The sequence below is a fragment of the Kitasatospora sp. NPDC051853 genome, from assembly GCF_044452665.1.
Classification (GTDB): domain Bacteria; phylum Actinomycetota; class Actinomycetes; order Streptomycetales; family Streptomycetaceae; genus Kitasatospora.
This window is the reverse complement of sequence record NZ_JBITBY010000009.1, coordinates 69,078-83,004: the sequence shown is the minus strand read 5'-3', so window position 1 is coordinate 83,004 and position 13,927 is coordinate 69,078. Positions and strand designations below refer to the sequence as shown.

Annotated in this window: 7 protein-coding genes; 4 read left to right on the top strand and 3 right to left on the bottom strand. The window is 74.5% G+C overall.

Translation table 11 applies throughout. The features are described 5' to 3' along the window. Positions 1-186 precede the first annotated feature (186 nt). Both ACIA8O_RS25175 and ACIA8O_RS25170 read right to left on the bottom strand, forming a co-directional pair. Complete coding sequence (locus ACIA8O_RS25175) at positions 187-2,541, bottom strand: SpoIIE family protein phosphatase (RefSeq protein WP_396296222.1); 2,355 nt, start codon at positions 2,539-2,541, stop codon at positions 187-189. 95 nt (positions 2,542-2,636) lie between these two features. Further along, the gene (locus ACIA8O_RS25170) at positions 2,637-3,944 is read right to left on the bottom strand and encodes a hypothetical protein (RefSeq protein WP_396296221.1); all 1,308 of its coding nucleotides are present in this window, start codon (positions 3,942-3,944) and stop codon (positions 2,637-2,639) included. Positions 3,945-4,069: 125 nt separating this feature from the next. Between ACIA8O_RS25170 and ACIA8O_RS25165 the strand changes: the two genes are divergently transcribed. From ACIA8O_RS25165 to ACIA8O_RS25155, 3 genes are all read left to right on the top strand, one after another. Next, entirely contained in the window at positions 4,070-4,957 is an 888-nt protein-coding gene (locus ACIA8O_RS25165; RefSeq protein WP_396296220.1) for a LysR family transcriptional regulator, read from the top strand. 251 nt (positions 4,958-5,208) lie between these two features. Then, complete coding sequence (locus ACIA8O_RS25160) at positions 5,209-6,834, top strand: NAD-dependent epimerase/dehydratase family protein (protein ID WP_396296219.1); 1,626 nt, start codon at positions 5,209-5,211, stop codon at positions 6,832-6,834. Between the two features lie 12 nt (positions 6,835-6,846). Continuing rightward, positions 6,847-7,314 carry a MarR family transcriptional regulator gene (locus ACIA8O_RS25155; RefSeq protein WP_396296218.1) on the top strand — a complete coding sequence of 156 codons (468 nt, stop codon included), beginning with the start codon at positions 6,847-6,849 and terminating at the stop codon, positions 7,312-7,314. Positions 7,315-7,386: 72 nt separating this feature from the next. On the opposite strand, the gene ACIA8O_RS25150 is transcribed toward ACIA8O_RS25155, so the two are convergent. Continuing rightward, complete coding sequence (locus ACIA8O_RS25150) at positions 7,387-9,456, bottom strand: amino acid transporter (protein WP_396296217.1); 2,070 nt, start codon at positions 9,454-9,456, stop codon at positions 7,387-7,389. Between the two features lie 491 nt (positions 9,457-9,947). On the opposite strand from ACIA8O_RS25150, the gene ACIA8O_RS25145 reads away from it, so the two are divergent. Beyond that, positions 9,948-13,925 carry a HAMP domain-containing protein gene (locus ACIA8O_RS25145; protein ID WP_396296216.1) on the top strand — a complete coding sequence of 1,326 codons (3,978 nt, stop codon included), beginning with the start codon at positions 9,948-9,950 and terminating at the stop codon, positions 13,923-13,925. Positions 13,926-13,927 lie beyond the last annotated feature (2 nt).

Below are 13,927 nucleotides of genomic sequence, written 5' to 3'. Positions count from 1 at the left end.
CTGTCACGGCGTCAGGGGCGTGGGCCGCACGCGCTCCCGGCGCTCAGCGGTCCGGCCGCCACCAGGACGTTCCGTGCGGGACGGTGCGTTCCGGCCGGGCCGGTCGGGTGTCCAGGTCGCTCCGGGCCGCCTTCGACCGCACCCGGCCCGGCGGTGCCCGGGCGCCGGGACCGGTCCGACGGTGCGTCAGGAGGCGGGCTCGACGGCCAGTTCCGCCCAGATGGTCTTGCCGCGGGCCGCGTAGCGGCAGCCCCAGCGGTCGGAGAGCTGGGCGATCAGGAAGAGGCCGCGGCCGCCCTCGTCGGTCTCCATGGCGCGGCGCAGGCGGGGCTGGGTGTTGGAGGGGTCGGAGACCTCGCAGACCAGGATGCGGTCGCGGATCAGGCGCAGCTCGACCGGGCCGCCGGCGTGGCGGATGGCGTTGGTGACCAGCTCGCTGACGATCAGTTCGACGGCGAAGACCAGGTGGTCCAGACCCCAGTCGGCGAGCCGGGCGGCGGTGTCGGCACGGGCCCGGGCCACCTCGGAGAGGTCGGTGTAGCGCCAGCCGGCGGTGGCCTGCGGGAGGACGACGCGGGTGCGGGCGAGCAGCAGGGCGATGTCGTCGTCGGGGTGTTCGGCGGGGACGGCGGCCATCAGGTCGGCGCTGATGGCGGCCAGCGGACGGTCCGGGCGGTGGTGGCGGGTCAGTTCGGTGAGCAGCGCGGGCAGGGCGCTGTCGGGGTCGTGGCCGGTGAGGCCGTCGGTGTAGAGGGCCAGCAGGCTGCCGGCCGGCAGTACGGTGCTGGTCAGCTCGAAGGGTTGGTCGGCGGCGCCGAGCAGAGGGCCGGGCGGGACGGGGAGGTACTCGGCGCGGCCGTCGGGGGTGAGCAGCAGCGGGGGCGGGTGGCCGGCGCTGGCGAACTGGCACTCGCCGGTGACGGGGTCGTAGACGGCGAACAGGCAGGAGGCCCCGACGGTGTCGGGCTCCTCGGCCTCGGCGGCCATCCGCTGGACCAGGTCGTTCAGCCGGATCAGCAACTCGTCGGGCTGGAGGTCGAGTTCGGCCAGGGTCTGGACGGCGGTGCGCAGCCGGGCCATGGTCGCGGTGGCCTGGAGTCCGTGGCCGACCACGTCGCCGACCACCAGGGCGACGCGCAGCGAGGAGAGCGGGAAGGCGTCGTACCAGTCGCCGCCGACGCTGACCGCGCCGCTGGCGGGGCGGTAGCTGCCGGCGGTCTCACAGGCGGTGCTGGTGGTGGCCGCGGGCGGGAGCAGGCTGCGCTGCAGGACGACGGCGGTGCGGTGCTCGCGGGTGTAGCGGAAGGAGTTGTCGAGGGCCAGCGCGGCGCGGTCGCAGAGGTCCTGGACGATCCTGACGTCCTCCTGGTCGTGCGGCTCGGCGTCGCCGGTCCGCCAGACCAGGACGTAGCCGAAGAGCCGGCCGCGGTGGTAGAGCGGGCAGCCGATCGCCGAGCGCATGGCGTCCGGGATGTGACGGGTCGCCATCTCCGGCTGGTCGCCCATGGCGAGCAGCGCGGTGGCCGGGTCGAAGAGGATGGCCCCGCCGACGACGATCGCGGCGGTCTCCGGCGTGGCCGGCGGGGTGGGCACCGCCTCGCCGACCTGGACCAGCGCGGCGGGCCAGCGTCCGGCGGCGGCCTTGGCCGCCACCCGGCGCGGGGCGGAGGCCTCGGGCCCGGGGTAGCCCAGCTGGGGGTCGCGGCCCTGCAGGACCGACTCCGGGAAGTCGACGGCGGCGAGGTCCCCGACGGCCGGGACCAGGACGTCGACCAGTTCGCGGGCGCCGCCGACCACGTCCAGCGAGGCGCCGATCTCGGCGGCCCGCCGGTAGGTCTCGGCGAGTTGCAGCCGCCCGCCCGGCCCGGGCAGCTCGACCAGCACGACCACCACCCCGGCCGGGGCGCCGCCGGGGCCGGTGGCCCGGAAGCCGGTCAGGGAGAAGGCACGGTGCGGGTCGCCCTCGGCGAGCCGGTACTCGGCACCGATGAGGTCCTCGCCCCGGGCCGCGGCCAGGGCGAGGGCCTCGCGGGCGCCCGCGCTGCCGTCGGGCGTGCGCAGCCGGTCGAGCCAGCCCGCTCCGCCACCGGGCCTGGCCGGTCCGGGGGCGAGGAGCGCCTCGAAGGCCGGGTTGGCCCCGAGCGGTTCGAGTCCGGGGCCCAGGTGGGCGACGGCGAGGCGGTCCTGCCGGAGCAGGGCGCGGGCGAGCGGGACGTCCCCGGCCGGGCCCGGTCCGGGCCGGTGCGGCAGGACGACCAGCAGGGCGCAGGAGCCGTCCGGGGACCGGGTGTCGTCGGAGGGCAGCAGGGTCAGGTCCGCGCGGAAGCGGCTGCCGTCGGCCCGGCGCAGCTCGGCGCCCTCGACCCGGGCGGTGGTGCCCGGCAGCGGGGCGCCGAGGACCTCGGCGGCGGGGCGGCCGAGCGCGTCGGCGGCCGGGCGGCCGAACAGCCCGGCCGCGGCGCGGGACCACCAGGCGACGGTGGAGCGCCCGTCGAACAGGACGGTGGCGGCCCCGTCCGTCGCGAAGTCTGGTGCGTCCACCGCGTGCGCTGCCTTCCGGTCCGGCCGGTCCTCTCCCCCCAGCAGCTTGCCCCGGCTCGGCCCCCGCGGCATCCGGGGTCGGCCGTCGGGTGAGGTCAGAGGTGGTGGACCGCGCCGGCCTCCTCGGACCAGAGCCAGTTCTCCGGGGCGTGGCGCCGCTTGGCCGCGTTGCGGCCCTTGGCCAGGCCGGCCAGCGCCTCGGCGACGGCGGCCGGGAGGTCGGCGAGGTCGGCGGGGGCGGGGACGCGCAGGAGGAGGTGCTGCTTGCGGTGGGCGAGCAGGAGCTCGCCGGCCGGGGTGGCGGCGAGCAGGGAGAAGTGGGTGAGGGCCTTGAACGGGGCCTCGGTGGTGGGGAGTTTGGCGCGCAGGGCACCGTCGGCGGTCCAGGCGTAGAGGCCGTAGCGGTTGAGGTGGAAGGCGCGGCCGCGGTGCGGGTCGGTGGTCAGGTCGAAGAGGTGGCCGGTGTAGGGGCTGTCCTGGTAGCGGTCCATGCCGTCGAGGCGGCCGCGCACGGTGCCCCGGTCGTCGAGCAGGGTGAAGGCGAAGCGCTGGCCGCGGCTGCCGGAGCGGTAGGTGCGGCCGTACACCGGAACGACGTAGAGCTCGTCGGAGAGCGGGGCGGGGCGGCGCAGGAAGGCGCGGTTCCAGTCGTAGGCGGTGCCGCCGGCCAGCCCGGGCAGCTGCTCGAGCAGCGAGGGCGGGCGGTTGTCGCGGAGCACCGGTGCGTCGCCGTGGCGGACGTGCGGGCGGGCGTCCTCCTCGCTCTGGCGGTCGGCGGAGGTCGACAGCGTGGTGAGGGCGCGCAGGACGGGCTTGTGGCCGGGGGCGAGCACCGCGCCGGGGTCGGTGACGGCGACCAGGTTGGCGATCGGGACGCCCCAGTTCTCCAGGCTGGTCTCGGTGGCGAGGCAGAGCAGCCGGCCACCGGGGGTGACGGCGACCGAGGCGGCGAAGGGGTCGTCGGGGAGGCCGCCCTCGTCCTTGGTCCAGGAGTACGTCGACATCCGCCAGCCGGCCAGCAGGCGGTCCAGGCCCGGGGCGAGCAGGTGGGTGTTGCCCGGCCGGGAGCTGAGCACCAGTGTCCCGTCGGGGAGCAGCGCGAGCCGGGACTCGTCGCCCCAGCTGATGACCGAGCGGGTGCCGCCGGGCACCTCGTAGGGGATGACGGCGGTGGCGGCGGTCTCGCCGTCCGGGGTGTGACGGGTGATCAGCTGGAGGACGAAGCCCTGCCCGCCGTCCTCCGCGCGGCGCCGGTCGTGGCGCCACAGGCCGCTCAGCACGTAGGTGTCACCGGCCTCGGTGCCGACCGCGTGCCGGATCTCCTGGCCCCACTCGTCGTTGGTGGGGTCGAGGCCGAGCGAGGCGGCCAGGGAGGAGGGCACGGTGATCGGAAAGAGCGTCATGACCGCCATCCTGGACCACCGTTCGGACATCCCTGCCGCCGGGGCGGGTCCGGGGCACCGCCGTATGCTGGTGCGGTTCGGCGGTCCGTGGGCCGTCGGGGGTACGAACACGGGGGCGGGGCGGCATGGAGCTGCGGGACATCGAGATCTTCCTGGTGCTGGCCGAGGAGTTGCACTTCGGCCGCACCGCCGAACGGCTGCTGGTCTCCCAGGCCAGGGTCAGCCAGGCGATCCGGAAGCAGGAGCGCCGCATCGGCGCCGACCTGTTCGAGCGCACCAGCCGCACCGTGCGGCTGACCGAGGTGGGCCGCCAGCTGCGGGACGACCTGCAGCCGGTCTACGCGGGGCTGCACCGCTCGCTGGAGCGGGCCCGGTCGGCGGCCCGGGGGATCACCGGGACGCTGCGGGTCGGCATGATGCCGTTCAACCTGGTGGACCTGCACGTCTACTGGCGGACCTTCAGGTCGCGGCACCCGCAGTGGGAGCTGGAGGTCCGCCAGCTGACCTACGACGACGTGTTCGGCCGGCTGCGCAACGGCGAGATGGACGTCCTGGTGACCTGGCTGCCGGTGGAGGAGCCGGACCTCACCGTGGGCCCGGTGCTGTGCACGGACCCCCGGGTGCTGGCGGTGGCGGCCGACCACGAGCTGGCCGCGCGCGGCTCGGTGCGGCTGGAGGCGCTCGCCGACTTCCGGCACGCCATGGCCACCCGCATGCCGGACTACTGGGAGGACGAGTACCTGCCCTTCGAGACGGCCGACGGCCGGACGATCGAGCGCGGGCGCCCCGTCTCCAGCGCGGAGGACCTGATCAGCCGGGTCGGCATGGGCGAGATCGTCCACGCCTTCCCCGGCCACGTCACCCGGCACTGGGGCATGCCGAACGTCCACTGGATCCCCGTCCCCGACCTGCCGGTCCTCTCCTTCGCCCTGATCTGGCGGAGCGAGGCGGAGAACGAGCTGGTCACCGCCCTCGCCGACACCGTCCGCGACCTCGGCGCCTTCGCCTTCTGACCGGCCGTCAGGCGGCCGGGGCCGCACCGATAACCGCCGGGTTATCGCCGGACCCGCGAAGTCCTCGTTGATCGACTCCGGGCCGCGCGGGAGGCTGGGAACACCCGGGCGGGCCGCCCGGCGGCGGCCCGGACCACGGGCCGCCCGTCCCGTGACGCCCCGCCCGGCCGGGCGCGGCACGGTCGTTCCCCGGAGGACCAGGTCATGACGCCAACTCCCGTTCCCGGCCCGGGCCTTCCCGACGGACGACCGTGACCGACGCGCCCGACCTGACGGTGACGTACGCGGTGCACGAGGCGCTCCGCCGGGAGCTGCGCCACCTCGGCCGGGTCACCGGGCGCACCGAGCCCGACCCCCGGGAGGTGCTGCGCACCACCGCGGGCTGGACGCTGCTGCGCCGGGCCCTCGACGCACACCACGGCGCCGAGGACGAGGCGCTCTGGCCGGCGCTGCGCGAGGTCCTGCGGGGCCGTCCGCTCGCGCTGGTCCACCTGGAGGCGATCGAGGCCGAACACGCCTTGCTCGCACGCCTGGTGGAGGAGATCGACCGGGCGCTGGCGGACCCCTGGACCAGCGCCGAGCTGTTCGGCGAGCTCACCGGCTCGCTGGTCACCGGCCTGCACGGACACCTCCGCCACGAGGAGGAGGCCGTCCTGCCGTTGGTCCGCGCCGTCCTGGACCGGGACCGCTGGGAGCACTTCGGCCGCGTCCACGCCCGGCGGATCCTGGTCGACGCGGCCCGGCTGCTGCCGTGGCTGCTGGACGGGGCCGACCGGCCGACCGCGTCCGCCGTGCTGGCCCAGCTGCTGCCCGCCTCCGCCCACGCGGTGTACGCGCGGCGCTGGCGGCCGGCCTACGCACTGCTCGACCGCTGGGGCGAGCGGGCCGCACCGGCCCGTCCTCCGGCACCCGAAGACCGCACATCACCCACCGAACGGGGCATCAGGCCTCGTTCCACCGAAGACGGGAACGTCATGAAGATCCTCCTCACCGGTGCGACCGGCTACATAGGCACCGCCGTGGCCGAGCACCTCGCCGCTGCCGGCCACCAGGTGGTCGCGCTCACCCGCGACCCCGCGCCCCGGCCGGACCGCGGCTGGGCCGCGCAGGTGGTCGGGGACACCGCCGACCCGGCCTCGCTGGCCGGCGCGGTCACGCCCGATGTCGAGGCGGTGGTCCACCTGGCCCCGCCGAGCACCGACGCCGAGGTCGACTCCGCGGTGATCGAGGCGCTGGCCGCCCCGCTGCGCGGCACCGGCCGGCCGTTCGTCTACACCAGCGGCGTCTGGGTGCTCGGCCCCACCGGCGAGGCGCAGGAGGTCGGCGAGGACGCCCCGGTCAACCCGGTCGCCCTGGTCGGTTACCGTCCGCTGATCGAGCGTCAGGTGCTGGCCGAGGCCGCCGAGGGCGTGCGGGCGGCGGTGGTCCGTCCGGGCATCGTGTACGGGCGGGGCGGCGGCATCCCGGCGATCCTGGTCGACCGGGCGCGCGGCGAGGGCTCGCCGGAGTACTACGGGGAGGAGGGCGTCCGCTGGCCGACCGTGCACGTCGACGACCTGGCCGCGCTCTTCGTGGCCGTGGTCGAGCGGGCCGAGGCGGGCTCGCTCTGGCACGGGGTCGCCGAGGCGGCCACCCCGGTGCGCGAACTGGCCGTGGCGGCCGGGCGGGTGGCCGGGGTGGAGGGGGAGCCGCGGGTGGTACCGGCCGAGCAGGCGGCGGCGCTCTTCGGCCCGCTGTTCGCGGACGCGCTGGCCCTCGACCAGAGCATCGGCTCCGACGCCGCCCGGACCGTGCTCGGCTGGAAGCCGGCCGAGCTCGACGTGGTGGCCGAGCTGCTGTCGGGGTCCTACGGGCCGGTGCCGGCGGACGCGGCGTAGGGGGGACGTTCCATGACCGACCGGGAGTGGACCGACGCGGAACTGGCCCGGCAGCCGGCCGCGTACTGGACCGGCCTCGCCTACGAGGCACTGATCGCGTTCACCCGGGCCCGGCAGGCGGAGAAGGGCTACACCCAGCCCCAGTTCTGGCTGCTGCGCAACCTCTCGGCGCACGACCTCTCCCCCGACGGCGCGGGCCTGACCGTGGCCGGGCTGCGGGAGGCCATGCGCGCGTACCTGCGGCCGGAGGACGACCTCGCGGCCGAGGCGGCGGTGCTCGTGGAGCGCGGGTGGCTGCGCCTGGACGGGGCGGGCCGGTACTGGCTCACCGAGGAGGGCGAACGGGCCCGGGTCGGCCTGGCGGGCAACGGGCCCGCGATCCGGGCCGCGCTCCACGAGGGCATCGACGACGCGGACTACGTCGCCGCGTTGAAGGTGCTCGGCCGGTTGATCACCAACGCGGGTGGTACGGCGCCCTGACGGGCCCGGTCGCCTCCCCGGGGACGCCCCGTCGTGGGACCGCCCCGGGGAGGACACCGGGCCGCCCGGTGCTCAGGCCCCGACGTGGATGCCGGGGCGGCGGGCCGGGTCGGGCTCGTTGCGGCGGATGATCTCGTGGGTGACGGGGGCGGTGTCACCGCGCCCCAGCAGGAAGTACCGGAACATGTGCTTGAGCGGACTGCCCTCCGCCCAGGCGAAGTAGCAGTGCGGCCGGACGCCGGTGGCGTCGCGCAGGGCGAGCAGGACGGCCGCGATCGCGTTGGGCGCGGCCGGGGCCTCCGCCCGCAGCACCCGGTAACCGTCGACCTCGACGCCGCGCACGTGGAGGGTGTCGCTGAAGTCGGAGGGGTCGACCACCTCGATCTCCAGGAAGAGCACGTCCGCGCTGCCGGGCACCGGGTTGTCGCCGCGCTGCTCGCGCTCCTTGTACGCGTACTCGGCGCGGTCGCCGGCGTGGCGGCGGTTGGTGATGATGTTGATCGCGTTGTCGTGCGCCAGGGTGTCGGTGACGAACTGACGGGCCGTCGGGTCGAAGGCGATGCTGTCGGCGCGCAGTTCGGTGGTGCGGGAGATCCGCGAGACCAGCGACACCAGGACGATGCCCAGGATGAAGACGCCCGAGATGGTGATGCCGTCCGGCTTGTCGACGATGTTGGCGACCAGGGCGTAGAGCAGCACGGCGGTGAGCGCGGCGAACCCGGCGGTGGCCCCGCGGCGGCGCCGGCGCAGGGCGGAGACGGTGACCGCGAACGCGCCGGAGACCATCATCGCCAGGACCCCGGTGGCGTAGGCGCCGGCCTGGGCGTTGACGTCGGCGTCGAAGACGATGGTGAGCACCACGCAGACCGCCGTGTAGACCAGCACCACCGGGCGCACCGCGCGGCCCCACTCCGGGGCCATGCCGTAGTCCGGCAGGTAGCGGGGCACGATGTTGACCAGGCCCGCCATCGCCGAGGCACCGGCGAACCAGAGGATCAGGATGGTGCTGATGTCGTACGCGGTGCCGAAGGCCTCGCCGACCTGCTCGTGCGCCAGCCAGGCCAGCGCGCGCCCGTTGGCCGCCCCGCCGGGCTCGAACTCCCGGTGCGGGATCAGGACGGTGGTGACGAAACTGGCGGCCAGCAGGTAGACGCTCATCACCGCCGCGGCGGTGGTGAGCAGCTTGCGGGTGTTGCGTATCCGGGCGTGCAGGCGCTCCGCCTCGTCCTCCCCGTCGGCGGCCACCAGCGGCATCATGCTGACCCCGGTCTCGAAGCCGGACAGGCCGAGCACCAGCAACGGGAAGGCCAGCAGGGCGGGTTGGACCAGCCCGCCGAGGCCGCCGCCGCCGCCCTCGGTGAGCGCGTGCGTCCACGCCGACCAGGCACCGGGGGTGGTGACCACCTCCACCACGCCGGCGCCGATGGTGACGGCGTTGAGCAGCAGGAAGATCGCCACCAGCGGGATCGCGACCTTGACCGCCTCGCTGAACCCGAGCAGGAACACCCCGCCCAGCAGGACCAACAGGCCGACGGTCAGGGCGACTTCGTGGCCGTGCAGGGCGCCGGTGAGGTACGGGTTCTCCACCAGGTGGACGGAGGCGTCCGCAGCGGAGAGCGTGATGGTGACGATCCAGGAGGTGGCGACGAAGCCGAGCAGCACCAGCACGAACAGCTTGCCCCGCCAGAACGGCAGCAGGTCCTCCAGCATCGCCACCGACCCGGCGCCGCTCGGGCTCTCCTTCGCCACCCGGCGGTACATCGGCAGCATCCCGACCAGGGTCAGCGCCACCAGGATCAGCGTCGCCAGCGGCGAGACGGCGCCCGCCGCGAGCGCGGCGATGGCCGGGACGTAGGCGAGGCTGGAGAAGTAGTCCACCCCCGTCAGGCACATCACCTTCCACCAGGCCTGCGGCTCCGAGTGCCCCTCGGCCGCGGCCGGCCCGACGGGCTGGACCCGGTACCTCAGCAGCCAGCGGGCGGCGGAGCCCTGCGGCTGCGCCCGCCGGGCGGGGCTCTCCAGGACGGCGGGGACCGCGTGCTCGGGCCCCGCCTCCTCCGGGGTCGTCCCCGGGGCGGCCTCCGGGATTGCCGCCGCTTCCACCCCCCGCTCCGGCACTGCCTGTTCAGCCGTGTCGCTCATCCCCGCCCCTTCGTCACCAACCGTCCCACCGTCTCGACCGTCGGCGGGTGACCGCGTCACGATCTGCGCAATCATGAGGCACCCGCGGACGCACGGGAACCTTCCCCGCGGATCGGTTCCGACTCCCCCACGAAGCCGTGCGCACTCCCGCAGGTGACCCGTCGGCCGGCGGCGCCCGCCCCCTCGGCGGCGTGGTCACGGGCGGGTGCCGTCGCGGCGCACCGGCGCGCGTCCACCCCGTGCCGCCCGGTCGACTCGTACTTCTCCGGTGCGCAGGTGTGTGAGTTCCGCGATCCGGGGCAGACGGGCGGGCGGAGCCGCGGGTGTGCCGCCGGTTCCGGCCACGGTGCCTGACGGCCCGTCGCCCCGGCCGGCGGAGACCGTGACCGGGTGACGGGGGGTCGGGTGGCCTCCGTGGCAGTAGGTACCCGAGCTGTCGGACCGGCCGGCGCGCGGTGGCCGGGGTGGGGTTTCAGGAAGGCGGCGTTGCGATGGCAGGTTCCAGGACGTCCGAGGCTGCGCCGGTGGGCGGCGGCCCGGCCGCGGCCCAGGCGGGGGTGCCGGAGTTGCGGCTGCTCCTGGCGGGGCTGACGGCGGTCCGCGACGGCGACTTCGGGACGCGGCTGCCCGACGACGCGGACGGGCTGCTCGGGGAGATCGCCACCGTCTTCAACGGGATGGTCGACCAGCTCTCCCGCTTCACCTCCGAGGTGACCCGGGTGGCCCGCGAGGTCGGCACCGAGGGCCGGCTCGGCGGCCAGGCGCAGGTGCCCGGGGTCTCCGGCACCTGGGAGGACCTGACCGACTCGGTCAACGCGATGGCGGGCAACCTCACCACCCAGGTCCGCGACATCGCCCAGGTGGCCACCGCGGTCGCCAAGGGCGACCTCTCGCAGAAGATCACGGTGGACGCCCGGGGCGAGATCCTGGAGCTGAAGGAGACCGTCAACACGATGGTGGACCAGCTCGGCTCCTTCGCCGGGGAGGTGACCCGGGTGGCCCGCGAGGTGGGCACCGAGGGGATCCTCGGCGGGCAGGCCGACGTCCAGGACGTGTCCGGCACCTGGCGCGACCTGACCGACTCGGTCAACTTCATGGCCGGCAACCTGACCGGCCAGGTCCGCTCGATCGCCCAGGTGGCCACCGCGGTCGCCAAGGGCGACCTCTCGCAGAAGATCACCGTCACCGCCCGCGGCGAGATCCTGGAGCTGAAGAACACCATCAACACGATGGTCGACCAGCTCAGTTCCTTCGCCGACGAGGTGACCCGGGTGGCCCGCGAGGTCGGCACCGAGGGCAACCTGGGCGGCCAGGCGACCGTCCGGGGCGTCTCGGGCACCTGGAAGGACCTCACCGACAACGTCAACGTGATGGCCTCCAACCTCACCACCCAGGTCCGCGACATCGCGCAGGTGGCCACCGCGGTCGCCAAGGGCGACCTCTCGCAGAAGATCAACGTGGAGGCCAAGGGCGAGGTCGCGGCGCTGGCCGGGGTGATCAACACCATGGTCGACACGCTCTCCGCCTTCGCGGACGAGGTGACCCGGGTGGCCCGCGAGGTCGGCACCGAAGGGACGCTGGGCGGGCAGGCCAGGGTGCCGAACGTGGCGGGCACCTGGAAGGACCTGACCGACAACGTCAACTTCATGGCGCACAACCTGACCAGCCAGGTCCGCAACATCGCGCAGGTCACCACCGCGGTCGCCAAGGGCGACCTGACCCGCAAGATCGACGTCGACGCGCGGGGCGAGATCCTGGAGCTGAAGACCACCATCAACACGATGGTCGACCAGCTCGGCTCCTTCGCCGCCGAGGTGACCCGGGTGGCCCGCGAGGTGGGCAGCGAGGGCCGCCTCGGCGGCCAGGCCGAGGTGGAGGGCGTCTCCGGCACCTGGAAGCGGCTGACCGAGAACGTCAACGAGCTCGCCGGGAACCTCACCCGGCAGGTGCGCGCCATCGCCGAGGTGACCAGCGCGGTGACGGCCGGGGACCTGACCCGCTCGATCACCGTGGACGCCTCCGGCGAGGTCGCCGACCTCAAGGACAACATCAACTTCATGGTGGAGTCGCTGCGCGAGACCACCCGGGCCAACGAGGACCAGGACTGGCTGAAGACCAACCTGGCCCGGATCGCCGCCCTGATGCAGGGCCGCCGGGACCTCGCGGCGGTGGCCGAGTCGGTCATGGACGAGCTGACCCCGCTGGTCTCCGCCCAGTGCGGCGCCTTCTACCTGGCCGAGGAGAGCGAGGAGGAGACCGTGCTGCGGCTGGTCGCCTCGTACGCCCTGCCCCGCGGCGCCCGCCCCGTGCCGTTCCGCCTCGGCGAGTCCTTCGTCGGCCAGGCCGCCCGCAGCCGCCGCACCATCGGCGTCGACCGGCTCCCGGCCGGCTACCTGCCGGTGGCCTCGGGGCTGGGCAGCACCGACGCGCTCTCCCTGGTGGTGCTGCCGATCACGGCCGAGGACCAGGTGCTCGGCGTCATCGAGCTCGCCGCCGTGCAACCCTTCACCCCGGTCCACCGGGCCTTCCTGGACCAGCTGATGGAGACCATCGGCGTCAACCTCAACACCATCGTCGCCAACTCCCGCACCGACGAGCTGCTCGGCGAGTCCCAGCGCCTCACCGCCGAACTCCAGGCCCGCTCACAGGAGTTGCAGGCCCGCCAGGAGGAACTCCAGGCGTCCAACGCCGAGTTGGAGGAGAAGGCGGAGCTGCTGGAGGCGCAGAAGAGCGACATCGAGGCGAAGAACCTGGAGATCGAGCAGGCCCGCCAGGAGCTGGAGGACCGGGCCCACCAGCTCTCCGTCGCCTCCAAGTACAAGTCGGAGTTCCTGGCCAACATGAGCCACGAGCTGCGCACCCCGCTCAACAGCCTGCTGATCCTGGCCCAGTTGCTGGCCCAGAACCCCACCCGGAACCTGACGGCCAAGCAGGTCGAGTACGCCGGCATCATCCACTCGGCCGGCTCCGACCTGCTCCAGCTGATCAACGACATCCTGGACCTCTCCAAGGTCGAGGCCGGGAAGATGGACCTGAACGTCGAGACGGTGCCGCTGGCGACCCTGCTGGACTACGTCCGGATGACCTTCGGTCCGATGACCGGGCAGAAGAACCTGGCCTTCCGGGTGCGCACCGGCGACGGCGTCCCGGAGACGCTGGTGACCGACGACTACCGGCTGCGCCAGGTGCTGCGCAACCTGCTCTCCAACGCGGTGAAGTTCACCGAGAAGGGGGCTGTGGAGCTGCGGGTCGAGCTCGCCGACGGGCAGGAGGCCCCGCACCACCTGCGGGCGGGCGGCCCCGTGGTCGCGTTCCGGGTGGTCGACTCCGGGATCGGCATCGCGCCGCAGCACCTGGAGACGGTCTTCGGGGCCTTCCAGCAGGCCGACGGGACCACCAGCCGCAAGTACGGCGGCACCGGTCTCGGACTGTCCATCAGCCGCGAGATCGCCTACCTGCTCGGCGGGGCGATCTCGGTGGAGAGCACCCTGGGCCGGGGCAGCGTCTTCACCCTCTACCTGCCCGTCGCACGCCCCGACCTGCCGGAGCCCGCGGCGGTGGCGGGGCCGGCCGGGGCCGCTCCCGGCTTGGACCCGGCCCCGGCGCCGGAGGCCGGACTGCCGGCCCGCCGGCTCCTGGTGGTCGAGGCCCGGGCCCACGGCCTGCTCGGGCTGGTCGCCGAGAACGCCCTCGCCGAGCTCCCCCGGCCGGACGGCCGGCAGCTGGAGATCGTCACCGCGGTCGGGGCCCAGGAGGCCGCCGCCACCCTCGCCGACGGCCCCTGCCACTGCGTGGTGCTCGACCTGGACCTGCCCGACGGGGCCGCGCTCGACCTGCTCGGCGACATGGACGGCGACCCGGCCCTGCAGTCGGTGCCCGTCCTCGCCCACCGCAGCCGTGCCTTCGGCCCCGACGAGGCCCTGCTGGCCCGGATGACGGCCCGTCAGGTCGAGGTCCTCTCCAGCCTGGACGAGCTGCGCGAACGCGTCGCGCTGCACATGAGCGCCGACCGGCCCGAGTCCATCCGCCCGCGCTCCGCCCCCGCCTGGGCCCCCGACGCGGACCCCGGTCTGGCCGGCGTCACCGCGCTGGTGGTGGACGACGACGACCGCAACCTGTACGCGATCACCGGGATCCTCGAACTCCACGGGATGCGCGTGCTGCAGGCGGAGAACGGCCGGGCCGCCCTCGACGCCCTGGCGACCCAGCCCGGCATCGACCTGATCCTGATGGACGTGATGATGCCGGAGATGGACGGCTACACCGCCACCGCCGCGATCCGGGCGATGCCCGAGCACGCCGGCCTGCCGATCATCGCCGTCACCGCCAAGGCGATGCTCGGCGACCGGGAGAAGAGCCTGGCCGCCGGTGCGAGCGACTACGTCACCAAACCGGTGGACGCCGTCGAGCTGATCGGCCGGATCAAGGCCCAGCTCACGGTGCACGCGCCGGACCCCGAGGACAGCTGACC